The sequence below is a fragment of the Tomitella biformata AHU 1821 genome, from assembly GCF_000524475.1.
GTDB lineage: Bacteria > Actinomycetota > Actinomycetes > Mycobacteriales > Mycobacteriaceae > Tomitella > Tomitella biformata.
In genome coordinates this window covers 129,113-152,620 of record NZ_BAVQ01000007.1, presented here as the reverse complement: position 1 = coordinate 152,620, position 23,508 = coordinate 129,113, and the positions used below count along the sequence as shown (strand labels likewise).

The 23,508-nt window shown below is 67.7% G+C and carries 20 protein-coding genes and 1 pseudogene; 9 read left to right on the top strand and 12 right to left on the bottom strand.

What is annotated here, in order from left to right; all coding sequences use genetic code 11:
- The first annotated feature begins 220 nt into the window (after positions 1 to 220).
- Genes TBIF_RS05525 through TBIF_RS05515 form a run of 3 tightly spaced genes read left to right on the top strand, consistent with a single transcriptional unit; the run spans position 221 to position 2,731 of the window.
- Entirely contained in the window at positions 221 to 1,192 is a 972-nt protein-coding gene (locus TBIF_RS05525; RefSeq protein ID WP_158506318.1) for a tellurite resistance/C4-dicarboxylate transporter family protein, read from the top strand.
- Positions 1,193 to 1,199: 7 nt separating this feature from the next.
- Complete coding sequence (locus TBIF_RS05520) at positions 1,200 to 1,694, top strand: DUF309 domain-containing protein (protein WP_024793856.1); 495 nt, start codon at positions 1,200 to 1,202, stop codon at positions 1,692 to 1,694.
- Positions 1,691 to 2,731 (top strand): CobW family GTP-binding protein, encoded by a 1,041-nt coding sequence (locus TBIF_RS05515; protein WP_024793855.1) that lies wholly within the window; start codon positions 1,691 to 1,693, stop codon positions 2,729 to 2,731. Before TBIF_RS05520 ends, TBIF_RS05515 begins: the two co-directional genes overlap by 4 nt.
- On the opposite strand, the gene TBIF_RS05510 is transcribed toward TBIF_RS05515, so the two are convergent.
- Positions 2,728 to 4,398, bottom strand: coding sequence for a nuclease-related domain-containing DEAD/DEAH box helicase (locus TBIF_RS05510; RefSeq protein WP_024793854.1), 1,671 nt, complete (start codon positions 4,396 to 4,398; stop codon positions 2,728 to 2,730). The genes TBIF_RS05515 and TBIF_RS05510 overlap by 4 nt on opposite strands.
- A 47-nt stretch (positions 4,399 to 4,445) precedes the next feature.
- Entirely contained in the window at positions 4,446 to 5,306 is an 861-nt protein-coding gene (locus tag TBIF_RS05505; RefSeq protein ID WP_024793853.1) for a uracil-DNA glycosylase, read from the bottom strand.
- 173 nt (positions 5,307 to 5,479) lie between these two features.
- Here TBIF_RS05505 and TBIF_RS05500 point away from each other — a divergent pair.
- Positions 5,480 to 6,190 (top strand): annotated as a pseudogene (locus TBIF_RS05500) (DUF1906 domain-containing protein); the annotation flags it as partial.
- A gap of 142 nt (positions 6,191 to 6,332) precedes the next feature.
- Here the strand turns inward: TBIF_RS05500 and TBIF_RS05495 are convergent.
- Both TBIF_RS05495 and TBIF_RS05490 read right to left on the bottom strand, forming a co-directional pair.
- Positions 6,333 to 7,844, bottom strand: a complete 1,512-nt coding sequence (locus TBIF_RS05495) for a carboxylesterase/lipase family protein (RefSeq protein ID WP_038169948.1) — start codon at positions 7,842 to 7,844, stop codon at positions 6,333 to 6,335.
- Between the two features lie 10 nt (positions 7,845 to 7,854).
- Complete coding sequence (locus TBIF_RS05490) at positions 7,855 to 8,736, bottom strand: alpha/beta fold hydrolase (protein WP_024793850.1); 882 nt, start codon at positions 8,734 to 8,736, stop codon at positions 7,855 to 7,857.
- Positions 8,737 to 9,278: 542 nt separating this feature from the next.
- On the opposite strand from TBIF_RS05490, the gene TBIF_RS05485 reads away from it, so the two are divergent.
- Positions 9,279 to 10,118, top strand: coding sequence for a lytic transglycosylase domain-containing protein (locus TBIF_RS05485; RefSeq protein WP_024793849.1), 840 nt, complete (start codon positions 9,279 to 9,281; stop codon positions 10,116 to 10,118).
- Positions 10,119 to 10,149: 31 nt separating this feature from the next.
- Here the strand turns inward: TBIF_RS05485 and TBIF_RS25295 are convergent, their stop codons facing one another.
- Positions 10,150 to 10,380, bottom strand: a complete 231-nt coding sequence (locus TBIF_RS25295; RefSeq protein ID WP_148302168.1) for a hypothetical protein — start codon at positions 10,378 to 10,380, stop codon at positions 10,150 to 10,152.
- A 242-nt stretch (positions 10,381 to 10,622) separates the two neighbouring features.
- On the opposite strand from TBIF_RS25295, the gene TBIF_RS05475 reads away from it, so the two are divergent.
- Positions 10,623 to 10,901 (top strand): GNAT family N-acetyltransferase, encoded by a 279-nt coding sequence (locus TBIF_RS05475; RefSeq protein ID WP_024793848.1) that lies wholly within the window; start codon positions 10,623 to 10,625, stop codon positions 10,899 to 10,901.
- 22 nt (positions 10,902 to 10,923) lie between these two features.
- On the opposite strand, the gene TBIF_RS05470 is transcribed toward TBIF_RS05475, so the two are convergent.
- The 6 genes from TBIF_RS05470 to TBIF_RS05445 form a co-directional block, all read right to left on the bottom strand.
- On the bottom strand, positions 10,924 to 12,204 hold the full coding sequence (locus TBIF_RS05470) for an MFS transporter (RefSeq protein ID WP_024793847.1): 1,281 nt from the start codon (positions 12,202 to 12,204) through the stop codon (positions 10,924 to 10,926).
- Positions 12,205 to 12,333: 129 nt separating this feature from the next.
- Positions 12,334 to 13,479 carry an acyl-CoA dehydrogenase family protein gene (locus TBIF_RS05465; RefSeq protein ID WP_024793846.1) on the bottom strand — a complete coding sequence of 382 codons (1,146 nt, stop codon included), beginning with the start codon at positions 13,477 to 13,479 and terminating at the stop codon, positions 12,334 to 12,336.
- A 7-nt stretch (positions 13,480 to 13,486) separates the two neighbouring features.
- Complete coding sequence (locus TBIF_RS05460) at positions 13,487 to 14,662, bottom strand: acyl-CoA dehydrogenase family protein (RefSeq protein WP_024793845.1); 1,176 nt, start codon at positions 14,660 to 14,662, stop codon at positions 13,487 to 13,489.
- A gap of 228 nt (positions 14,663 to 14,890) precedes the next feature.
- On the bottom strand, positions 14,891 to 16,303 hold the full coding sequence (locus TBIF_RS05455) for an aldehyde dehydrogenase family protein (protein ID WP_038169889.1): 1,413 nt from the start codon (positions 16,301 to 16,303) through the stop codon (positions 14,891 to 14,893).
- Between the two features lie 17 nt (positions 16,304 to 16,320).
- Positions 16,321 to 17,451 (bottom strand): NDMA-dependent alcohol dehydrogenase, encoded by a 1,131-nt coding sequence (locus TBIF_RS05450; protein ID WP_024793843.1) that lies wholly within the window; start codon positions 17,449 to 17,451, stop codon positions 16,321 to 16,323.
- Between the two features lie 189 nt (positions 17,452 to 17,640).
- The gene (locus TBIF_RS05445) at positions 17,641 to 19,602 is read right to left on the bottom strand and encodes a DEAD/DEAH box helicase (RefSeq protein WP_024793842.1); all 1,962 of its coding nucleotides are present in this window, start codon (positions 19,600 to 19,602) and stop codon (positions 17,641 to 17,643) included.
- A 149-nt stretch (positions 19,603 to 19,751) separates the two neighbouring features.
- On the opposite strand from TBIF_RS05445, the gene TBIF_RS05440 reads away from it, so the two are divergent.
- The 3 genes from TBIF_RS05440 to TBIF_RS05430 all read left to right on the top strand — a co-directional run bounded on the left by TBIF_RS05440 (position 19,752) and on the right by TBIF_RS05430 (position 22,799).
- Positions 19,752 to 20,540 (top strand): SDR family NAD(P)-dependent oxidoreductase, encoded by a 789-nt coding sequence (locus tag TBIF_RS05440; protein ID WP_024793841.1) that lies wholly within the window; start codon positions 19,752 to 19,754, stop codon positions 20,538 to 20,540.
- Between the two features lie 119 nt (positions 20,541 to 20,659).
- Complete coding sequence (locus TBIF_RS05435; protein WP_024793840.1) at positions 20,660 to 21,943, top strand: TrpB-like pyridoxal phosphate-dependent enzyme; 1,284 nt, start codon at positions 20,660 to 20,662, stop codon at positions 21,941 to 21,943.
- Positions 21,944 to 22,064: 121 nt separating this feature from the next.
- The gene (locus TBIF_RS05430) at positions 22,065 to 22,799 is read left to right on the top strand and encodes a DUF8548 family protein (protein ID WP_024793839.1); all 735 of its coding nucleotides are present in this window, start codon (positions 22,065 to 22,067) and stop codon (positions 22,797 to 22,799) included.
- 12 nt (positions 22,800 to 22,811) lie between these two features.
- Here TBIF_RS05430 and TBIF_RS05425 read toward each other — a convergent pair whose 3' ends face one another.
- Positions 22,812 to 23,495, bottom strand: coding sequence for an alpha/beta hydrolase (locus tag TBIF_RS05425; protein WP_024793838.1), 684 nt, complete (start codon positions 23,493 to 23,495; stop codon positions 22,812 to 22,814).
- Between the last annotated feature and the right edge of the window lie 13 nt (positions 23,496 to 23,508).

The window sequence follows — 23,508 nt, the reverse complement described above, 5'->3', positions numbered from 1 at the left end:
AGGCTGTTTGGGGCCTATCCCATGCGGTGTTCCGATATCCCATCATCTGGGAACCGGACACTCTCGAAGTCGTACGTCCATAATTCGGTCAAATCGCCTGGCAGCGCCGCCCTCCGGCCCTAGACTTGGCGGCATGCTCGGCGCACCAGGACCACCCGCGACGACGTCTGCCGCCACCTTTCGCCTACCTGGCTTGCGGAGCGGCGGCTTCACTTTCGTGATGGCAAGCGCGATCGTGTCGATCTCGCTGCACAACACCGGCGCGATCCTCATCGCCGCCATCCTGTTCTGGATCGCACTCGTCAGCTTCCTCGCCCTGGTCGCGGACTACCTTCTTCGGCTGGTCGGACGCGGACGCGCGCCGGGCGGGGACCGCCACCCCGCCGGGTTCGAGAGCTTGACCTTCACCGCGGCCGCGGGGGTGCTGGGCGCGCGGTTCGCGGTCCTCGACGTGCGCTGGGCCGCGCTCACGCTGACGGTGGTCGCGGGTGTGTCCTGGCTGGTACTGAGTTATGCCGTCATCATCGACAAGTTGGTCCGCACCTCCGCCCGCAGCGGGTTGGAGGGCGTGGACGGGACGTGGTTCCTGTGGGTGGTCGGCACCCAGGTCGTCGCTGTGGCCGCGGGCTCCTATGCCGTGGCCTACAGCAGCCCCGTCTTCGCCTCCATCGCCGCCGTCGCATGGTCGATCGGCGTGCTGCAGTTTCTGCTGATCGCCTCGGTGGCGTTCGCGCGGCTCCTGTTGACCCCGCTGCCGCCCGACGCCGAGGCCGCGCCCTACTGGGTGTTCATGGGCTCCGCGTCGATCATCGTCCTCGCGGGCGCCGAGTTGATGAACCTGCGGTCGGAGCAAACCCTGCTGGAGCAACCGGCCATCTCCACCATCTCGATGGTCATGTGGTCGTTCTCCACGTGGCTGATCCCGTTGATCGTGGCGCTCTCGCTCTGGCAACGGATCCGCCCGGGCGGGCGTACCGGATTCCGGCCCGCGATGTGGTCGATGGTCTTCCCCATCGGCATGTACGGCGAGGCTAGCCGTCAGGTCGGCAAGATCCGCGGCACCACGTGGCTCGAGGACATCGGGCTCTACGAGGCGTGGCTCGCGTTCGCCGTCTGGCTCTTCGTCTTCGCCTCGATGCTCGTGTGGTCGCTAGCGCGGGCCGTCAGCCGCGGCCGGGCGGACCTGCCATAGTGGCGGTATGCCCCCCGACCACTCCCGCGCCGACCGTTCCCGCGACGCTGATGGCCGTGCCCTCAACGATCGGCCCCGGGACGGACTGGGCCGCCCCCTCCCGCCCGGCGCCGCGGGCGTGCCCCGCCAGCCGGAGGGGATCCGCCGCACGCCGGCCGAGACCCTCTACGTCGCCCAGACGCTGTTGGACGACCGCAAGCCCTTCCATGCCCACGATGTGTTCGAGGACCAGTGGAAGCAGACCACCGGCCCCGAACGCGACCTGTGGCGCGCCCTCGCCCAACTAGCGGTGGGCATCACCCATGCCGCCCGGGGCAATATCCGCGGCGCCGTCGCGGTGCTCGAGCGCGCCGCCACGAATCTTGGCCCCTATGCGGCTCGACCCCCGCACCAGATTGCCGTGCCCCAGCTGTGCGACTGGGCACGAGCGAGCGCGGCCGGTCTCGACGCCGAATCGACGACGCCCTGCTGGCTCGACGTGCCCCGGATGTGCGCGTCATGACTAGCGCCGACCCCCGCATCCCCACCCTGGTCCTCGCCGGTTTTCTCGGCTCTGGCAAGACCACGATGCTGAACCACCTGTTGCGCAATCAGATCGGCGTCCGGATCGGCGTGATCGTCAATGACTTCGGCGCAGTCAACATCGACGCGCTGCTGGTCGCGGGCCAGGTCGACTCCGCCATCAGCATTGGCAACGGCTGCGTCTGCTGCGTCTCGGACGTCGCCGAGCTCGATGCGATGCTGGACCGGCTCTCCCAGCGCGGCGCCGGCATCGACGCGATCATCATCGAGGCCAGCGGTCTGGCGGAGCCGCGGGAGCTGATTCGGATGATCGCCGGCAGCACCGTCGACCGCATCCGTTACGGCGGACTCATCGAGGTGGTGGACGCCGCGGAGTACCCGGCGAACCGGATCGCCCACCCGGAACTGGATCAGCACGTGCGGCTCGCCGACCTCGTCGTGCTAAATAAGGCAGACCGGCTCACCCCGGACGCATTGGCCGAGCTGCGCGCAGAGCTGGAGCCCCTGTGCGGGCCCGTACCCATCGTGACGACAGCGCACGGCCGACTCGATCCCACCCTGCTCTTCGACGAGCGAGAGCTCACGTTGCCCGACGGGCCGCGGCAGATGACCATCGACGAGATCCTCGCCGAGATCGAGGCCGAGTCCACCAGCGCAGACATTCACAGCCACCTGCACACGGACTTCGACTCGATCAGCTTCGAGAGCCCACAGCCACTGCATCCGCGACGGCTCATGGACCTGCTGCAGAACTCCCCCGCCGGGCTCTACCGGGTGAAGGGGCTGGTCTCCCTGGGGGATGCGGCCGCGGCGGAGGCGTTCGAGGTCCAGACCGTGGGCCGCCACATCACTGTCCGACGCAGCCCACGCCCGCGGGACCCCATGACGCGACTTGTCGCCATTGGCGCGGGAATCGACGCGAGTGCGCTGACAGACGGTCTGGCCCGGTGCGTGTCAGGACCAGACGAGAAGATGGACGAGAACGCGATGTTCTCGGTGCTGCGTTTTCTGGGCTAGACCGCGGAGCCGCTCGTGTCGATGCCCAGGCGGCGTGCCAGCTCGTCGCCGCCCACCTGCCGGATCAGGTCCGGCGGGCCGCACACCACCAGCATGTCCCGGGCTCGGGAGAGTCCGACGTACAGCCGCTCCCGGGACCGGTCCCGCGCCTCGCTCTCGTTGATCGCCAGCACTAGTGCGTTGCGCTCGAGGCCTTTGAACCCCAGGACGTGCCCGTAGAACACCTGCTCGTCGTCCCAGAACGAGTCCCAGTAGGCCTCGACGCCCAGTCTCTGGCGGCTGATCTGCTCGGGATGCCGGCTCGACGTGGACAACAGCGCCACATCGCCCGGCCGCCACCCCTCATCCAGCAACGCGTCGACCTGATCGTCTGCGATACCCAGCGCCTCGTCGTGGCGGCAGGGCACGTATCGCACCACTGGCCCTTCCCCGCCTCGCAGTCGCATGCGCTGTCCCACAAGAGGTTTGAAGGCCTCTGCGATTTGCCTGGTGTTGCGCAAGTTGCTGTCCAGTACCAGCGGGACCAGCGTCACCGGGGGCACCCCCTCCCTGTCGAACACCCGCTGCCCCTCGTCGCTGAATAGATAGAGCCCGCCGGACTCCTCGTCACGCAGGGCACCGAGGATCGGCCGCCACCAGTCGTCCGCGAAATCCTGCGCCTCGTCGATCACGATCGCGTCGAAGCGCGCCTTGTCGTCGAGCGCGGCGGCCAGCTCGGCCATCTCCCTGGGCAGGTCGTGCTCCCAGAACTCCACGGCGGCGGGACCGCGCACGGACTCGTCGGGGCCGCGCTTGGCGCCCCAGATCATGCCCAGCGCATGGAACTCCCCGACATATGCGGGTTTATCCCGCCAGCTCCAGCCGTCGGTGATCCGCCGCAGGTAGGACGCGAGCCCGTGGGAGTAGCAGAGCACGGCGACCCGTTGGCCCTCCGCCGTCAACCGCCGGGCCTTCTCCAGTGCCAGGTAGGTCTTGCCGCTGCCCGCGCCGCCGCGGACCTCCACCCGGGTCAGGTTTCGCGTGGCGTCGAGGATCGCGCCCTGCTGCGCGGTGAGCACCGACGAATGGTCCTCATTCTCGTTCGACTGCGCCACCACGTCGCGCTGGGGCAGGCCCCGGCCGCTGAGTATCGACCGGAGCACCGCCACGTCCTCATCGTCGAGGAAACGGTGGTCCCGCTCCTGCTTGTGCAGCTCCTGGTAGGCGGTGGTGACGATGCGGTCCAACTGGGTGCGGTCGATAACCTTCCATCGCGGGCAATCCGGGAGCGCGAAGTCCTCTGGCAGCTCAACTACCGGCAGCACCACCATGTGATCCCACCGGACGCGCCGGCCCGTCCACCGCGGGTCCCGTTCCACGTATTCACGCAGCGCGTAGGTCCCCTCCCGGACCTGCCGGACCGGGTCGATGGGGGCGTCGCCGCTGCGCTGGGCTTGCATCCACGAGGTGCCGTCATGCCAGACCCGTCCGCCCTTCACCTCCAGGCACACGATGCCGGCGCCCGGCATCGCGAGGACGAAGTCGATCTCGTAGTCCTTCGCACGGTGCGCAACCCGCTGGCTGGCGATCACCAAGTCGCCGTCGCCGGCCTGGTTCAGGAGCGCCTGCCACACGTTCTTCTCGTGGGTGTTCGCCAGGTGGGGTTGTTCGGGGAGTGCGATCACCATGTTCGGGATTGTTACACGTGTCCAACAATTTTGGGCCCGTTACCGGCTCACAGGCCGGCGAGCTGCCGCCCTAACGTGAAGACCTCGTCGAGCATCGGCGCCGTAAGTCGGCCGGTGAAGGTGTTCTGCTGGCTGGGATGGAAGCAACCGAGCACCGTGATCTCCGCGCCGCCGGGCATGACGACCACCGCGAGCGCATTGTGGCCAAACCGGGGCTTTGGCACCGGCACCCGGCCGCCGATCTCGCGCACAGTCCGCAGCGTGGCGTCCCAGCCGTAGTGGCCCAGCGCCACAATCACGCTCGTCTGCGGCAGCAACATCGCGAGCTCGGCGTGCAGCCACGGCGCGCAGGTATCTCGCTCCAGCGTGGTCGGCTTGTTCAGGGGCGGCGCGCAACGCACGGTCGAGACGACTCGGACCCCATAGAGCTGCTGGCCGTCGCCGGCGTGGTCGCTGCCGGGCAGCGCCGCCAGGCCCGCCCGGTGCAACGCGGCGAACAGCCAGTCCCCCGCGCGATCCCCCGTGAACATCCGCGACGTGCGGTTCGCCCCGTTCGCCGCCGGCGCCAACCCCACGATCAGCAGCTTCGGGTGTGTATCCCCGAATCCCGGCACCGGGCGGCCCCAATAGGGCTGATCCGCGAATGATCGCCGTTTGGTGCGCGCCACGTCCTCGCGCCAGTCCACCAGTCGCGGGCAGGCGCGGCACACGCTGATCCTCGCGTCGAGCGCGGCCAGCCCCTGGGCCGACGCGGCAAGCTGCACGGCCTCGGTCGCCGTGCGCGACACCGGTGTGTTCGCGTCAGCGGGGTCCTCGGGCCAGCCGGAGCCAGGAGGCACCGGCGAGGGAAACAGCGCGCCCGTGCCCGGATGCGGCAGCAGCTCCCCAATATCATCGTCATCCGCCATTGCGCCCACCCCTCGAGGTTAGCCGTACCGGGCGCTCGGCCAGGATGGGCTAAGTCCCACCAATCCCACCAATAACTTGCAACACACGCGTATCGGTAGTTGACTTCTCGTAACTTGCGCCCCTTTGGCACCATCGCCCGGCCGCATTCGAGCACCGCCCTTGGAGGTACACCGTGCAGCTTTCCCGTCGCGACGCGATCAAGGCATTCGCCACCGGAGCCGCAGCTGTGGCCGGCGCAGCGGCATTCGGCGGCGGCGCGGCGCACGCGGCGCCCGGCGGCCTGGGCACCCTGGTCGACTACTCGGCGGGGATCCCGTCCCCCGCGTCGATCCGCGAGGCTGGCCACAAGGGCGTGATCCGCTACTGTTCCGAGGCCCGCGCCCCCTGGATGGCGAAGCCGATGCGCGCCGACGAGGCGGCCGCCATGCACGCAGCGGGTCTAGCCGTCGTCTCCTGCTACCAGTACGGCAAGGACGAGACCTCAGACTGGCATGGAGGCTTCGACGCCGGCGTGCAGCATGCCCGGCGCGGGCTCGAGTTGCACCGCGCCGCGGGCGGGCCCGCCGACCGGCCGATCTACATGTCCATCGACTCCAACCCGAGTCGTCAGCAGTTCGACACCCAGGTGCTGCCCTTCTTGCAAGGCTGTGAATCAGTCCTCGGCCATGCTGGCACTGGCATCTACGCCAACGCGCCCACCATCGACTGGGCTATCGCCGCCGGCCTCGGCGCGTACTTCTGGCAGCACAACTGGGGCAGTGATGGCCGAGTGCACCCGGCCGCGCACATTCATCAGACCCGGATCGACAAGGACAAGATCGACGGCATCGGGGTCGATCTGAACTCCATCCTCAAGGCCGACTACGGCCAGTGGTCCACAGCAGGGGCGCCAGCGGCCAGCCCGGCGGTGGTCCCGGCCGCCACCTCAGCGCCCGCGCCAGCAGCATCCGAGTCCGAGCAGCGCATCGCGCAGATCGCACGAGAGGCGGTCCAGTACGCCCGCAGCACCATGGGCAGCTGACCCACTAGCTGAAGCCCACCACGTCCTCGCCCCACAGCAGCCGCATCTCCCGGTCCGGGTCTGCGGCCACGGACTCCTCGCGGCCGATCAGCAGCGTGTGGCGCCCGTCCTGGTCATAGGCCGGCCAGTCGAGCTTCCCGTCTCGCGCGAACGCCGCCCACCTCGCCTGAATGCGCTCGGATACAGCCATCGCCGCCGCCCGGCCGCCCAGCAGGAACGTCGGGTCGCGCCGGATCGCCCCGAAGGTCCCGAAGATGTAGGGAATCTCCATCGCATGGCCTGCGCCCACCCGCGCCGCCCTGAGCATGGGCGTCGCGAAATCGAAGCGATACAACCAGGTCGGGGCGGCCTTGCTGTGCGCGCTGGCGATCCATAGCGCGGGCATCCGGAAGGCCGCGTCCTGGGAGATCGCGATGGCCCCCTTCGCCCTCGGCAAGTCCGGATAGCCGGCGATGACCGCGGCGATCTGCTCAGGCGAGACCTCCGGATTGTCCCCGATGATCTTGGCAAGCATCCGATACACGGAGTCCGGCGTTACCGGCATCATTGGCAGCCGCAGCAGACGGAAGATCGTCGCCTCATCCCGGTTGGTGCCGATCAGCAGCGGGATCTTGTGCTGCTTGCCCTTCTGGAACGCGGCCACCGGGTAGTACGGGATCAGGTCACGATCCACGACCGGGGCGATCGCCAGGGTCCCCGGCACGCTGCCGAAGACCTCCGTCGCCAGCTCCGCGCTGGCCCGGGCGAGCCGATCCACCGGGATCCGCCGGAGCTCGCCCACCTGATCCGGGGTCAACCCCAGCCGGTCCAGGAGCAGCCGCGCGACCGTGGCGGCGCGGTCGCGCCCGTAGATGGACGTTGCGGGGGAACTCTGCGCTATCGCCTGGTGAAACAGGCCCTCCGCGGACGGGACCGTCATGAGCGTCGTCACCGAGCCGCCGCCGGAGGACTCGCCGAACACCGTCACATTGCCGGGGTCCCCACCGAAGGCAGCGATGTTGTCCCGCACCCAACCCAGCGCGGCGATCTGATCCCGCAGCCCCAGGTTGGACTCGAAGGGGTGCTCCGGCGTGGCGAGCGAGGTCAGGTCCACGAACCCCAGAGTTCCCAGCCGGTAGTTGAACGTCACCACGACGACCTCGCCGTGGCGGGCGAGTTCCGCACCGTCATAGACGCCCTGCGAGCCGGCGCCCATGTAGTACGCGCCGCCATGGATCCACACCATGACCGGCCGCGGTGGGCCCTCCGTCGCGGGGCGCCACACATTCAAGTTCAGGCAGTCCTCGTCGGGTTGGAGCACTGCCTCCATCGCCATGCCCTCCGCCTGCGGGCAGACGGGGCCGAACTCCAGACAATCCATCGGGGCCGTCCACGGGAAGGGCGGGGCAGGGGACCGGAATCGTCGCTCGCCCACCGGCGCAGCGGCGAAGGGGATCCCCTTCCACACGTGGACCCCCTCTGCCGCAAACCCCCGCACCGGGCCGGACAGGGTCTGGACGCTCAGTCGGTGTGGCATCTGGGCGCCCTCAGCCTGCGCCAAGGGCGGAGCGCGGAGGCAATTCGACCATCCGCGTCTGACTGATGAACTCGGTCAAGATCTGCTCGACCTCCTCCGGCCGCTCGGTCTGCGGGAAGTGGCCGACGCCAGGCAGGACTCGCAAGCGGCTGCCAGGCATCGCCTCATGCGCGCCCAGCCCATGCGCCACCGGGATCATCGGGTCCGCGTCGCCCCAGATCAGCTGGGATGGGATCGCGTTGGCCAGGTGCAGTCTGCTGCTGGCACTCACCGCTTGGCCGCGGGTGTCCACCACCGACCGCAGAGTGCGGAGAAACGCCTTGCGGGTCTCGCTATCGGACAACGAGGCGTAGGCGAGCCACATCTCCTCTAGGTTATCGGCGCGAACCCCCTTGCCGCCCACCCACTCTCGAATCTTGTCCCCGAGCGGCCGCAGAAACGGCGGCGCGATGACAGGCAGCACCAGCTCGGCGCCTGGCGCGGCCAACAGGCGTAGCGGCCAACCAACCTCCGGACCCAGCCCGCCGCTTGAGATCAGCGCAATCCGGCCAACCAACTCGGGGTGCTGGTAGGCCAGCTGCAGAGCCACCCCGCCGCCGAGCGAATGGCCGACCACAGTGACCCGGTCGACATCCAATTCCTGCAGCAGGTCCCGAAGCACGGCGGCGAACGCGCCCAGCGAGTAGTCGCCCCGGCCCTTCGACGACAGCCCATGCCCTGGCAGGTCTGGCGCGATCACCCGATAGGTGCGAGCCAACTCCGGCATAACCTGCCGCCAGACCCGCGAACTGCCCGCGATCCCGTGTACCAGTAGCAGGGTCTCCGGCCCGTCGCCGCCATGGCGGTAGACGATCTCCGCGCCATGAAGGTCCACCTGGGACTTGCTGATCATGGGCTTGCCCATCACGTACTCCTTGCCAACATTGCGTGCGCGTCCGATACCCCCAGCCAACCTGCCGTATCGGCACCGTGTCGTGGTCCATCCTCCACCACAATCACGGACGGGGCAGAGCCAGCCGGTTATCGACACCCGCAAACGATGGCATGGTCGCAATTCGATCCGCGGTGAACTGGCATGAGTGCGGTGGCGACAGGCACCCCGCGGCGCCTCGTCCATCTCCGCTGTGACTGGCCTAACACTCGATATCGACCGGACCTCCAGGATTGTCAGCGGCGCTAGGCCCACGCCGCCCCGCCCATCCCCCCGCGGCACGATAACCAGCACAAATGCCCCAGGCGCCCATTCGCGGCCGAGGCGGTGCACGAGACCTTCTCACCACCGCAGGCGATCGACACGCCCGCCACAGCAGTCACATGAGCCCCGCCACCCACGCTTGGTCACGTTTATGTAACGGACAGGTCACGAATTGGCGTACTGTCGCCTCCGGTTCGCGGCAACGCGACGACACCCCAGGTCGACAGTGAGGAAGAATCTTGGCAGGCCCCCGAACGAAGCGCACGTCCACCCTTCGCCGCCGCAGCGTCTGGGCGGCCTCGCTCGCCGCTCCGGCGCTACTGCTGGGGGCGGCCAGCACTCTCCCGAGCGGCCCGGCGGCGGCACCTGCGGCAGTACCCGCGGAGGACACCAGCGCGCAGCTGCTCTCCGACGCCACCACGATCGATCCCACCGCAACCGATGCGCCCATAGTCGACGCCACCGCCACGTCCGGCGAACCAGCCCTCGCTGCACCCGCTGTGGAGACCACCGCGCCCTCGAGCACCCCGGCGCGCCCAGCCGGCCTGCCCTCCGACGTGCGACACGGCGGCGTGCCCGACATCAACTACACGGCCTACAGGCACGCGGCAGAGTTGCTGTTCACCCAGCAGCCACAGTGCGGCATCGACTGGACGCTCATCGCGGGGATCGGCCGGGTCGAGTCCACGCACGCGAACAACGGCGCCGCCGACGCAGACGGCAACCTGCTCACCCCCATCCTCGGACCGGTGCTCGACGGCAGCCTGCGGGGCAACGCGGTGATCAAGGACACCGACGGCGGGGAGCTCGACGGAGACGCCAGCTTCGACCGGGCCGTCGGGCCCACGCAATTCCTCCCCGAGACCTGGCAGGCTTACGCGGGCGACGGCAATGGCGACGGCGAAGCCGATCCGCAGAACCTCTTCGACGCGGCGCTGACCACTGGCAACTATCTCTGCCACGGCAACCTCGACCTGCGGAACGCGGCCGACATCGCGGCAGCGGTGCTGCGCTACAACAACTCGCAGGCGTACGTCAACGACGTTGTCGGATTCGCCCAGCAATACGCTGCGCACTAGGGCCAAGCCCCCCTCACGTCCCCGGCCCAGCTCAGCGGCCGGTGAATAGATCCCGAGGCCGCTCCACGCGGTTCGCGTCGAGCGACTTCTGCTTGAGCAAGTAGATGCCAGCCAGGGACATGGCGATCAACGAATACACGGCATAGACCACGTGCAGTTCCGCGACGGCGGCGACGGTGCCCACCAATCCCAGAATCAGAATTGTCCAGGCGACGAATTTGGCCAGTGGGCTGCGCCTAGCCTGGGGAACTCGCATGTCCATGCTGCACCTGATTCTCCGACTGAACTCCGGCTGACATTGGCCTGGACATTACGGTAGTTGCGAACTGGGTTCGGCTAGCTTTCCGGCGTGTCGCATCTCACTTCAGTCGGCGCTCCCCCTCCATCGAGGTGGTTCCCGACCACCCCAGACAGGTCTGCGAGAGCACTCCCCTGCGCCCGCCCCTTGGCGTATCATTGATAAACCGGCCGTGCACAAACCCGACCGGAGAAGGGCGGGCTCAGGTGACTAAGCGCATTGTCCACAACACCGATCTAGAGCGGTTTGAAATCTATGTGAAGGACGATGTCGGCGCGTACGCCGACTACATGGATATCGGAGACACGCGGAACTTCGACCACACCGTCACGAAGCAACGATTCGAGGGCCACGGGCTGGCCACCGAGTTGATCGGTTTCGCCTTGGCGCAAACCAGGTCCGAGGGACGCAAGATCGTCACCTCCTGCTCATTCGTGCGCGGCTACATCGACACCCACCCGGAGTACAACGACCTCGTGGCCTGACGACTACCAGACCATTGGCCGGCTAGGAACTTCGCCGCCAACCGCCCCGTGGGGAGAAGACCTCTCGAAGCGGCCGTAACTGCACCTGCTCATAGCGGCGTGCCTTGCCTCGAGTGATCAGGATGGCAACGACGGCGAAGATCCAAATCGGGTACTGGACCAGCCACGCCAGCCGGAATGATTCGAAACTGTAGCCGCCGTTTGCCCCCAGCACCCCGCCGACCGCGGCCAGGACCACCAACGAGGCCAAGAACCCGCCCTGGTTCACCATGCCCTGGGCCAAGCCCAGATTGGCATGGGGGTTGGAAGTCCGCGCGTAGTCGAATCCCACCACCGAGCCCGGACCGCCGGCCGCCGTCACCACCACCAGCACGACCAGCAGCCAGAGCGGTGCCGTGCTGGGCAGCGCGAGCACCACGGTCCACACGACGATATTCGCGCCGATCACCGTCAGCACCAGCCACGACCTGCGGAGCGGATGCCTGGCGGTGAACTCACCCATCAGCGGTCCGATCACGATGGTGGCCAGGACGAAGAGCGTCAACATGGAGCTCGCAGCAACCGCGGACAGGCCCTGCGCCGTGACCAGGTAGGGCATCCCCCAGAGCAACGCGAACACCATCCCCGAGAATTGCGTGCCCATGTGGGCGAAGAAGCCAAGTCTCGTGCCGGGACGCAGCCACACTGCCTTGAGTTGACCACCGATCTCCGCCAGCCGCAGCGGCGTGGCCACCTTTCCCAGCGGTATCGGAGAGTCCTTGACGAACAGGGCCACTAGGAAGAAAGACAGCAGCGCCATCGACGCCGCGGAGCCGAAGGCCACCGACCAGCCCGCCCCGCTGATCAACGCGAGCAGCGGCACCGTGGAGAGGATCTGCCCCGTCTGCCCCAGGATGCCCGTCAACTGCGTGATCAGCGGCACCCGCCGGATCTCGAACCACCGCGGCACCAGCCGCAACACAGAGAGGAACGTCAGCGCATCGCCGATACCGACGAGCACCCGCGCCCCGATCGCGATCGGCAGGGACTCAGTGAACGCGAGGGTGAATTGGCCGGCCGCCATAATCAGTGCGCCGCAAACTAACAGCGCCCGAGAGCCGTACCGGTCCAAGAGCACGCCGGAGGGGATCTGCATACCCGCGTAGACCACTATCTGCAACACCACGAACATCGACAGCATGCTGGGGCCCACGGAGAACCGCTCCGTCGCATCCAGGCCCGCGACGCCGAGCGAGGTGCGCTGGAGCACCGCGACAATGTAGGCGAATAGCCCCACCCCCCAGACCAACCAGGCCCGGCTCATCCAGGATCGGCGCACCGGCGGGTGTCCCAGACTGGGCGTTGTCACGTAGTTCCCTCCCAAAGAAAAGCCTCGGTTCCCGTCCGGCGGGACGGGAACCGAGGCTCATCCTATCGCTGGCCTAGCGGTTGCTCAGAGGGAGACGATCTCGTGGTCCCGCAGACCCGACATGAGGGTGTGCAGGTGCTCCTCCGTGCCGCCGAGAGTGTGCTCGATCGCCAGCAGCCTGCTCACGTAGTGGCTCACCGGATACTCCGCGGTGACGCCGATACCGCCGTGTAGCTGGATGGCCTCTTGCCCGATCTTGCGGGCCGAGCGGCCGATCTGCAGCTGGACTCGCGCCGCGATCTCCGGCGAGTAATCGCCATCAGCCAGCGCCATGGAACCGTACAGGCTCATGCCGCGGGCCAACTCGAGCAGCACATACATGTCCGCCGCACGGTGCGTCAGGGTTTGGAATGTCGCCAACGGCACACCGAACTGCTTGCGGGTTTTCAGGTACTCGGTGGTCAGGCGCAGTGCCTCCTCCATCGCGCCGACTGCCTCCGCCGCCAGCGCGGCCTGCGCCCGCACCTCGATGGCGTCGATCGCGGCAGTGCGGTCCCCAGCCTCCACCTGCCCAGCCTCGCCCAGCAGGGTCGCGGGGGCCGCCGTGAGTTGAAGTTGCGCACCGCGCAGGCTGTCGTGAGTGGCGTAGGCCGTGCGGGTGACACCGGGGGCGTCCGCCGCGACGAGGAACAACCCAATACCGGCAGCACCTGGAAGGTTGGCGCTGACGATCACCTGGTCCGCGCAATCCCCGTGCAGCACAGGGTTCTTCACGCCTGTAATCGCCCAGACGTCGCCGTCCGGGGTGGCCGTTGTCGCTACCGCCCGAACAGGCCAGCGCATGCCCGGCTCATGATGGGCGAAGGCAAGGAGTAGCTCACCCTCGGCCAGCTTGGGCAGCAGGTCCGCCCGCTGCTCGGCGGAGCCGCACTCCGCGACCAGGCCGCCGGCCACCACCACCGCATCCAGGAACGGCTCGGGGGCCAGGCGACGGCCGATCTCGGTCATCACTCCCATCACCTCGATCGGTCCCGCGCCCATACCCCCGTCGCCCTCGGCGAATGGCAGGCCCAGCAGTCCCATCTCGGCGCACTGCGCCCACACGTCCCGGCTCCACCCGAGCTCCGTGGCGACGACGGTGTTGCGCGACTCGGGGTCATACGCCTTGCCGAACAGGTCGCGGGCGGCGCTGGAGAGCATCTGCTGCTCATCTGTGTATTTGAAGTCCATGGCTATCTCACAATCCCAGAATCGACTTGGCGATGATGGTGCGCTGTACCTCGTTCGAGCCGCTGTAGATCGAGACCTTGCGGTAGTTGAGGTAGCGGGGGGTGCTCTGCTGCGCCCAGCCCGGAGACTCGACGTCCGCGGGGGCCCGGAACGGCAGTGTGTCGTAGCCGCCGACATCCATCAGCAGTTCTGTCGCCGCCTGTTGCAGCTCCGACCCGCGCAGTTTCAGCAGGGACGAGACCGGGCTCGGCTTGCCGTCCGCGGAGTCCGCCACCACCCGGAGCTGTGTGAGCTCGAGTGCCAAGAGGTCGTTTTCCAACTCGGCGACGCGCGCCGCGAACAGCGGGTCGTCGAGCAGCGTGCCGGCGCCCACCGTGATAGCCGCCGCCTGTGCCTTCGCCTGCGCGACTCGCACCTTCGACGCGCCGACACGTGTGACGCCAGCGCGTTCGTTGCCCAACAGGAACTTCGCGTAGTCCCAGCCGGCATTCTCCTCGCCCACCAGGTTCGCGGCCGGGACGCGGACGTCCTCGAAGAAGACCTCGTTGACCTCGTAGGTGCCGTCGATGAGCTTGATCGGGCGGACCGTGACACCCGGGGTCGTCATGTCGATCAGGATGAACGAGATTCCGGCCTGCTTCTTCGGCGCGCTCGGGTCCGTGCGCACCAGGCAGAAGATCCAGTCAGCGTGCTGGCCCAGGGTGGTCCACGTCTTCTGGCCGTTGACGATGTAGTCCTCGCCATCGCGCACCGCCTTGGTCTTGAGCGATGCGAGATCGGAGCCGGCCTCGGGCTCCGAGAAGCCCTGGCACCACCAGATGTCGAGATTCGCAGTGGCCGGCAGGAAGCGCTCCTTCTGCTCCTGGGAACCGAAGGCCGCGATGACCGGGCCGACCATCATGGCGTTGAACGCGAGCGGTTCCGGCACAGACGCCAGCTGCATCTCGTTGAGCCACAGGTGGCGCTGCACGGGGGTCCAATCACGGCCGCCCCACTCCACGGGCCAGTGCGGCACGGCCAGGCCGGCCTCGTTGAGGATCCGCTGGGCTGCCCGGAAGTCATCGGGGGTGACGTCGCCGCCGTTGGCCAGTGCCTCGCGCATGCTCGCCGAAATTTTCGTGGTGAAGAAGTCCCGCATCTCCTGCTGGAATGTGGCCTCCTCATCGGACAACGCGAGTTGCATGTGGTTCCTCTCCTCGAAGTCGGGATAGCTGCGCCGCTCGTCGGCAGACACCACGTTAGGCGGCCTGCCCAGCCAGTTCACGAGATTCGAGAACCGCGCGCCACAACCCCATAGTTGAACTTGACGTCAACTCCGATTAGATCATATGGACCGCGCCCCGCATAGGAAAGCGCGCGTCCCAGGGAACATCCCCGGGACGCGCGCGTCTCGTCTTCGATGGTCGGAGGACTACCGCTGGATAGCCTTGGTCTCGAGGAACTCCTCGAGGCCCATCGTCCCGCCCTCACGGCCGATGCCGGACTGCTTATAGCCGCCGAACGGCGCATTCGTGTTGAACGCTCCCCCATTGACCTCGACCTGCCCAGTGCGCAACCGGCGCGCCACCGCGGTCGCCCGCTCGGAGTCGCCCGCCCACACACCGCCGGCTAGGCCATAATCGGAGTCGTTGGCGATGCGCACCGCGTCGTCCTCGTCGGTATAGCCGATGATCGAGAGCACCGGGCCGAAGATCTCCTCGCGGGCGATGGCCATGTCCTCGCCAACTCCAGAAAACACCGTCGGGCCGACGAAGTAGCCCTGCGCCAGGCCGGACTCCCGACCGTCGAGCGCGAGCTGCGCGCCTTCGGCGACGCCCTGGTCGATGAAGCCGCGCACCCGCTGGAGCTGGGTGGCGTTGACCAGGGGACCGAGCCGCGATGCCGGGTCGAACGGGTCCCCGGGGACAAAACTGCGGGCGATGGCGACCGCGATCTCGGTCGCCTCGGCGAGCCTGTCGTGCGGGACCAGCATCCGGGTGAGCGCCGTGCAGGTCTGGCCGGAGTTCAGGAAGCACTTGAACACCCCGTTCGCGACGGCGGCGTTCAGATCCGCGTCGTCCAGGATGATGTTCGCCGACTTGCCGCCCAGCTCCAGCGCCACCTTCTTGACTGTCTCCGCCGCCACCACCGCGACCCGCTTTCCCGCGCGGGTCGAGCCGGTGAACGAGACCATGTCCACCTCCGGATGCCCGGCCAGGGCTTCGCCCACCACCGGTCCGGTCCCACTGAGAAGGTTGAAAACGCCTGGAGGCAAACCGATCTCGTGGAAAATATCGGCGAGCGCGCAGCTGATGAGCGGCGCGACCTCCGTCGGCTTCAGCACCACCGTGCAGCCCGCAGCGAGTGCGGCGCCGACCTTGAGCACCACCTGGTGGAGCGGGTAGTTCCACGGGGTAATGGCGGCGACGACGCCGATGGGCTCGCGCACGATGAGGGAGTTGCCGATCTCGCTGGCGTCGAACTCATACGTGCGCGCCAACTCGGCGAATGCGGCGAGGTTGGCCGCGGGCATCCCCACCTGCACCGGCTTTGCGAGCGCGAGGGGCATACCCATGTCCTTCGCCACCAGCGCGCCAAGGTCCTCAATCCGCTCCATCAGCAGCTCATGGGCGCGCTGCAGGTAGTCCCCGCGCTCCGCGCCGTTGAGCGCGGACCACGCGGGGAACGCCCGTCGGGCGGCCTCCACCGCGCGGTCCGCGTCCTTAGCCGTGCCGTCGGCCACCCGGGCGATGACCTGTTCGGTCGCGGGGTTGACGACGTCGATCACGCCAGTGCCGTCTGACGCGGTCCAGGCCCCATCGATATAGATGCTCGTGCGGTCCATAACCGCGTCAGACGCGGTCACCGGTCGGCGTCCGTGTACTTGATGACGCCGCGGATGATCTTGCCGTCCAGCATGTCCTGGTAGGCCTCGTTGATCTGCTCCAGCTGGTACTCCTTGGTGACCAGGTCGTCCAGGTTGAGCTTGCCCGCCTTGTACATGGACAGCAGGTTGGGGATCTCCGCCCGCGGGTTCGCGCCGCCGAAGATCGCGCCGCGCAACTCCTTCTGCAGCATCGTGAACATGAACAGGTTCAGGGTGACGTCCATGTCGCCCATGCCGCCCATGCCCACCACCACCACACGTCCGCCCTTGCGGGTCAGCGTCATGGCCGGGTCGATGTCCTCGCCCTTGATGCGGCCCACCGTGATGATGGTCTTATCGGCCATCTTGCCGTGCGTCAGCTCCATGATCGGCACGATTGCCTCGGCCATCGAGTTGAAAGTGTGGGTGGCGCCGAACTTCTTCGACTGCTCGCGGTGGAACTCGGACGGGTCGATGACGATGACCCGCTCCGCGCCGGAGACCGCAGCACCCTGGACGGAGTTCATGCCGACGCCGCCGGCGCCCACGACGATGACCGTCTCGCCCGCCTTGACCTCCGCCACGTTGGTGGCCGAGCCCCAGCCGGTGGTGACGCCGCAACCGACGAGGCAGGCCACCTCGAACGGGATGGACTCGTCGATCTTGATGACGGCGGTCTCGTGCGCGGTCACATACGGGGAGAAGGTCCCCAGCAGGACCATCGGGATCACGTCCTCGCCCTTGGCCGTCTGCACCCGGTAGGTGCCGTCACTGATGGTCTGCCCCGTAAGCAGGTACATGCCCAGGTCGCACAGGTTCGAATGCCCGGTCACACACGACTCGCACTTGCCGCAGGACGGGATGAAGGACAGCACGACGTGGTCGCCCACATTGATGTCCTTGACGCCCTCGCCGACCTTGATCACCTTGCCGGCGCCCTCGTGCCCGCCCATGACCGGGTAGGACGGCATCGGGGTATCGCCGGTGACCAGGTGATGGTCCGAGTGGCACATGCCCGACGCGCCGAGCTCCACCATGACCTCCCCTGCGCGCGGATCCCCTACCTCGATCTCCTCCACGCTCCACGGCTGGTTGATTCCACGGAGGATCGCGCCCTTGGTTTTCATCTTCGGATGTCGCCTTTCATGGAGCCATGGTGCGTTCTGCAGAGCGCACCCTTCTACAAGGAACCTAAACGGTTTGAGCCCGGTTGTGAAGGGCGACACAGGAACGTGTTGCAGAAATGCCTCTGGCCACCGGAAACCGGTGGCCAGAGGCATGCTCACTGTGTGGGATTCGCGAAAAACCCCGTCAAACTAGAACTTGTTCGGCTTAAACTTATAGCCCTCGGTCTTCGCCGCACGGTCACGGAAGGTCCCGTGTCCGGCGCCGCCCTCACGGGGTGCGCCCTCACGCGGCGCACTGTCCCGGCCACTGGCCGAGCTGTTGCCCTTATAGCCGCCGCTCTGGAAAGTCGGCTTCTTGCTGGCGAACTTCTTGTCGCCAAACTTTTTATCACCGAACTTCTTGTCCGCGAACTTCGGCTTGTCGCCGTAGTTTCCCGGGCGTCCGCTCGGCGGGCCGTCGTCCTTCTTCAGCTCGATCAGCTCGCCGCAGATGCGGGTGCTGCGCAGCGCGGTCATGGTCTCGCGGGACAGCTCCGCGGGCAGCTCCACCAACGTGTAGTCCGGCTTAATGCTGATGTGCCCGAAGTCGCCGCGGTTCAGCCCACCCTCGTTCGCGATGGCCCCGACGATGGCTCCCGGCTGCACGCCGTGGCGTCGGCCCACCTGGATCTTGTACATCGCCAGGTCCCCGCCGCCCTTGCGGCCGCGGTTGCCCTCTTGGCGTGCAGGACGATCAGCACCGAACTTGTCATGCCCGCGCTCGCGCTCCTCGCGTCTGGGCCGATCGGCCTCTGGCTTGAGGAGGAAGGAGTCGCCCTCGACGGACTGGCTCGCCAGCGCCGCGGCGATATCCACCATCGGGATGTCATGCTCGGCGTGGTAGTCCTCGATGAGCTTGCGGAACAGGTCGACGGTGTTGCCCTCGAGGCTCGCGGTGATCGCGTCCCCGAACTTCGTCACACGCTGTGCGTTGACGTCGTCGACCGACGGCAGGCTCATCTCGACCAGCGGCTGACGGGTGGTGCGCTCGATCGCCTTGAGCAGGCGGGTCTCCCGCGGGGAGACGAACAGCAGCGCCTCGCCGGAGCGGCCCGCGCGGCCGGTGCGGCCGATGCGGTGCACGTAGGCCTCGGTGTCGTGCGGGATGTCGTAGTTGACGACATGGGAGATGCGCTCGACGTCTAGGCCGCGCGCGGCGACGTCCGTCGCCACCAGGATGTCGATGCGACCGTCCTTGAGCTGGCCGATGGTCCGCTCGCGCTGGGCCTGCACGATGTCGCCGTTGATGGCGGCGGCCGAGAGGCCACGGGCGCGCAGGCGCTCTGCGAGCTCCTCGGTGGCTTGCTTGGTGCGGACGAAGATGATCATCGCGTCGAAGTCGAGGACCTCGAGGATGCGAGTCATCGCGTCGAGCTTGCGGTTGTTGGAGACCGACACCCACTTCTGGGTGATATTCGTGGCCGTCGCGGTCTTGCCCTTGATCGTCACCTCTTCGGCGTTGTTCAAGTAGCGCTTCGAGAGCCGGCGGATCGAGGACGGCATCGTCGCGGAGAACAACGCGACCTGCTTGTCCTTGGGGGTGTCGCGCAGAATCCGCTCGACATCCTCCTGGAAGCCCATCTTCAGCATCTCGTCGGCCTCGTCGAGCACCAGGTACTTCAGCGCCGTGAGGTCGAGTGTGCCCTTCTCCAGGTGGTCGATCACGCGACCGGGGGTGCCGACGACGACATGCGCGCCGCGGCGCAGCCCCGCCAGCTGGACGCCATAGCTCTGGCCACCGTAGATCGGCAGGACGTTCACGCCCTGCAGGTGCACCGAGTAGCTGCCGAACGCCTCGGCAACCTGGAGCGCCAACTCACGGGTGGGCGCCAGGACCAACGCCTGGGGCGTCCTCTGGGTGACGTCGATATTGCTCAGGACCGGCACGGCGAACGCGGCGGTCTTACCGGTGCCCGTCTGGGCGAGGCCCACAACGTCACGGCCCTCGAGGAGCAGGGGGATGGTCGCCGCCTGGATGGGCGACGGGGTCTCATAGCCGACGTCATTGAGTGCGCGCAGCACCCGTTCGTCAATGCCTAATTCTGCGAAGGTGGGCTCCACGCCTTCGAGATTAGCGGATACTGGCTCAGTTTCACTGTCAATTTCACTCATTTGACCAGCAGTTTATACCACCGCAGAGGAGCTGCGAAGGCCTAGTGCGATCATGTGGTGGCATACTGCCGCGCCGCCGTCGCCGCGGCCGCAGAACCCTCGTTATCAACCTGGCATCGCACGCGCGGCCAGAATGGAGCCCCACAACTGTGCCCACCGTCAATCACACCCGGCCCGAAGCGCCCCGCGATGCCCTGACCGGCAAGGTAGCACTGGTGACCGGGGCGTCCTCCGGCCTCGGCCGCGCCGTGGCCGAGCTCCTGCACCGTCGCGGCGCGACAGTTCTGGGCGTGGCACGCGACGCCAGCGCGCTGGCCTCGGCTATGTCCGATATCACCGGCGATCCGTCGGATAATCGGTATTTCGCCGCCGATATCGGCTCGTCTGAGGCGTGCGCGGACGCCGTCGCAGCGTGTGTGGCCCGGTTTGGCGGTCTGGATCTGCTGATCAATGTCGCCGGCGCGCACACTCTGCGACACTCCCACTCGGTCACCGACGAGGAGTGGGCCGACGACCTCGCGGTCAACCTCAACGGCCCGTTCTACCTCTCCCGCGCGGCGATCCCCCACCTACTCGAACGCCGCGGCAACATCGTCAATGTCGCCTCGATCGCCGGCGTGCAGGGCCAGGCGTACTCGGCGGGGTATTGCGCCGCCAAGCACGCGTTGATCGGCCTGACCCGCGCGCTCGCCGTGGAGTACAGCGGTTCGACACTGCGGGTGAACGCCGTCTGCCCGGGCGGTATGACGACACCGCTGGTCGCAGGCTTCACCTTCCCAGAGGGGGTCGACTTCGATCTGGTGCTGCGCTCGGCCGCGCCGCGCGGGCTGATGCGGCCGGAGGACGTCGCGGCCTTGATCTGCTTCCTGGCGTCGGACGACGCGGCGGCGATCCACGGCTCGGTGCACCTTGCGGACAACGGCAAGACTGCGGGCTGACCGCCCCAGACCCTGCGCGCGCCCCGCGAGGCCGCCCGCAGCCCCCGATAGTGTGTCTCGCACATCAGATTCTCGAACTCATCCGCTCCCCCGACCCGACCTCGTGAAGGACAGCGCCTGTGATCCAGCCGACCCCCATTCCCACCCACTGGTACAACATCACCGCGGACCTGCCCGTACCGCCGCCGCCCCATCTACACCCGGGCACCCGCGAGCCGGTGACCCCTGAGGACCTCGCGGCGCTGTTCCCCTCCGAGCTCATCGCGCAGGAAGCGGCGACGGAGCAGTACATCGAGATCCCGGAGCCCATCCGCGAGGCCTACGCCACCTGGCGTCCCGCGCCGCTGATCCGCGCGTACGAGTTCGAGCGCGCACTTGGCACCCCCGCCCGGATCTATGTCAAATATGAGGGCGTCAGCCCCGTCGGCAGCCACAAGACCAACACCGCCGTCGCGCAGGCTTACTACAATTCGATCGACGGTGTCACCAAGCTCACCACCGAGACCGGCGCCGGCCAGTGGGGCAGCGCGCTGGCCTTCGCCTGCGCCAAGTTCGACATCGAGCTGGACGTCTGGCAGGTCGCTGCCTCCTATAGGACCAAGCCGTACCGTCGGCACCTGATCGAGACGTACGGGGCCAAGGTCCACCCCAGCCCGTCCCCACTGACGGAGACCGGGCGAAAGCTCCTCGCCGAGGACCCCGACACCCCTGGCAGCCTCGGCATCGCGGTCAGCGAGGCTATTGAGATCGCGGCCAGCGAGCCGAACACCCGCTACGCGCTGGGCAGCGTGCTGAACCACGTGGTGCTGCACCAGACTGTGATCGGCCAGGAGGCCGTGGAGCAGCTTCGCAACGCGGGCGAGGAGAACGCCGATATCGTGTTCGGCTGCGCGGGCGGCGGCTCGAACCTGGCCGGCCTCGCATTCCCGTTCATCCGTGAAGTACTGCACGGTAGGGCCAAAACACGCGTCATCGCCGTCGAGCCCGCCGCGTGCCCGTCGATCACCCAGGGCGAGTACCGCTACGACCACGGCGACCTCGCCGGCTTCACCCCGCTGCTCAAGATGCACACCCTGGGCCAGGATTTCATTCCCGACCCGATCCACGCGGGCGGCCTCCGGTACCACGGCATGGCACCGATGCTGAGCCACACAGTAGAGCTCGGCTATGTCACCGGTCAGGCCATTGACCAGCGCGAAGCCTTTGCCGCCGGAGTGCTTTTCGCCCGCACCCAGGGCATCGTGCCCGCCCCTGAGGCGGCCCACGCCATCGCCGCCGCGGCCGAGTACGCCCGGGGGCTGACCAAGCCCGAGGTGATCGTGATCGGCCTGTCCGGACATGGGCAGCTGGACCTGCCCGCCTACCAGGCCTACCTGGACGGCGACCTGGAGGCCACCTCCTAACAATTCCCGTGCGGCCGCTACCAGCGGCACATAGCCCACTTCGGGGTTTGTAACACTTCCGTCACAGACGCCGATGCTCAAGTGAGGGATTTATCACACCGTCACGAAGGAGTTCCCCGAAGTGGGCACGCACGTTGGCACGAAAGATCTAGACCTCCTGCTAGCCGCCGCGCAGGACCTGTTGGGCAACCCGGTGGAGTGGACGCGGCCGGACCGCTTCCACGACAGCCTGGCCCTCGCGGTAATTGACGCGATCCAGTCCACCGCGGCCGAATACGGCAAATCCGTCCGGGCCGTCGACCGCTACCGCGCCTACCGCAGCGCCCAGGGGCAAGCCGACGTCGTCGACGGCACCCGCGCCCTGCTGCGCACCTTCGAGGAGGTGGGCGGCGCGCTCACGTGGAGCGGCAAGATCGGGAACTACAAGCGCTCCTACTCCGATTCACTGTCCCTGCGGGCGAATGCCATCCAGGAGGCGGCCGAGAGCCTGCACGCCCTGCGCATCGACTCCGCGGCGGACCTGCGGGCGGTCGTCACCGACCCCACCCGCTACCAGGCGGCGCGCGACGCGTGGATGTCCGCCTCCGCCGCCACCGACGAGATCAACTGGACCTACCTGCTGATGCTCGTCGGGGTGTCCTGGGTGCAGCCGCAGTCGCTCAGCTCCCGCTTCGTCATCGAGACTCTGGGCGAGGACCCGGGCATCGACGCTGTTCGCGGACTGCTCAGCGCGGTGGCCGATGGGATCGCCGTGTCCCTGGTGGAACTGGAGCACGCGATCTGGCGCTGGGAGCTCAACCTCGCAGAGCCGGCTGAGATCCCAGCCCTGCGGCCCGCAATCCTCGCCGCGGCCTGACCACACGCAAACTCAGCCGAGGCTGAGCACGAACTGCACGACCCGTGCGGCGACCTCGTCTCGCACGGGCTCGTGCAGCAGGTCGTGGCCTGCGGACGGGTAGGTGACCAGCTTCACGCCCACCAGCTCGTCCAACGTCGCCCGCACCCCGGCCAACGGGATGATGCGGTCATCCTCCCCGTGCAGGGCCAGCACCGGCATTGCCGCCAGACGGACGGCGAGTTGTTCCCGCATGTCCTGCCAGTGCCGCGCACGGGTGCCGCTCTCCGCCGTCGCGCCCGCCCCCGCCCGCCGGCCTGGGCCGAGGGGCGCGCCGCACAGGATCAGACCGTCCGCGCAGCGGGGCGCGGTGGTGGCCAGCGATAACGCCACCCCCGCCCCCAACGAGTGCCCCATCAGCACCAGCGGCGAAGTCTCCCCGGCCGCCACCGCCCGGGTGATGAGCCGCTGTGCGTTCTCCGCCAGGTCGGGGATGGGGCCTGGTGTGCCCAGCGCCCCCTCGGTCAGCCCATGCCCCACATGGTCCAGCCCCCACACGGAGATTCCCGCCTTGTTCAAAGCCCCCGCGAAATGGTGATAGTCGCCGCTGTGCTGGCCCAGTCCGTGGAGGAACACGACGGTGCCCCGGACCGGGCCCGCGACAACGGCCCAATGCCGGTAGAAGACCGCCCCCGAGACCCCCTCATAGAACGCCATACGCCGATTGTGC

Coding starts and splice junctions, on each gene's coding strand:
- TBIF_RS05460 (WP_024793845.1), bottom strand. CDS start 14,662: ATGCAACTCGCGTTGTCCGATGAGGAGGCCACATTCCAGCAGGAGATG.
- TBIF_RS05525 (WP_158506318.1), top strand. CDS start 221: ATGGCAAGCGCGATCGTGTCGATCTCGCTGCACAACACCGGCGCGATC.
- TBIF_RS05465 (WP_024793846.1), bottom strand. CDS start 13,479: ATGGACTTCAAATACACAGATGAGCAGCAGATGCTCTCCAGCGCCGCC.
- TBIF_RS05450 (WP_024793843.1), bottom strand. CDS start 17,451: ATGAAAACCAAGGGCGCGATCCTCCGTGGAATCAACCAGCCGTGGAGC.
- TBIF_RS05425 (WP_024793838.1), bottom strand. CDS start 23,495: ATGGCGTTCTATGAGGGGGTCTCGGGGGCGGTCTTCTACCGGCATTGG.
- TBIF_RS05515 (WP_024793855.1), top strand. CDS start 1,691: ATGACTAGCGCCGACCCCCGCATCCCCACCCTGGTCCTCGCCGGTTTT.
- TBIF_RS25295 (WP_148302168.1), bottom strand. CDS start 10,380: ATGGACATGCGAGTTCCCCAGGCTAGGCGCAGCCCACTGGCCAAATTC.
- TBIF_RS05505 (WP_024793853.1), bottom strand. CDS start 5,306: ATGGCGGATGACGATGATATTGGGGAGCTGCTGCCGCATCCGGGCACG.
- TBIF_RS05455 (WP_038169889.1), bottom strand. CDS start 16,303: ATGGACCGCACGAGCATCTATATCGATGGGGCCTGGACCGCGTCAGAC.
- TBIF_RS05470 (WP_024793847.1), bottom strand. CDS start 12,204: ATGAGCCGGGCCTGGTTGGTCTGGGGGGTGGGGCTATTCGCCTACATT.
- TBIF_RS05510 (WP_024793854.1), bottom strand. CDS start 4,398: ATGGTGATCGCACTCCCCGAACAACCCCACCTGGCGAACACCCACGAG.
- TBIF_RS05520 (WP_024793856.1), top strand. CDS start 1,200: ATGCCCCCCGACCACTCCCGCGCCGACCGTTCCCGCGACGCTGATGGC.
- TBIF_RS05490 (WP_024793850.1), bottom strand. CDS start 8,736: ATGATCAGCAAGTCCCAGGTGGACCTTCATGGCGCGGAGATCGTCTAC.
- TBIF_RS05445 (WP_024793842.1), bottom strand. CDS start 19,602: ATGAGTGAAATTGACAGTGAAACTGAGCCAGTATCCGCTAATCTCGAA.
- TBIF_RS05495 (WP_038169948.1), bottom strand. CDS start 7,844: ATGCCACACCGACTGAGCGTCCAGACCCTGTCCGGCCCGGTGCGGGGG.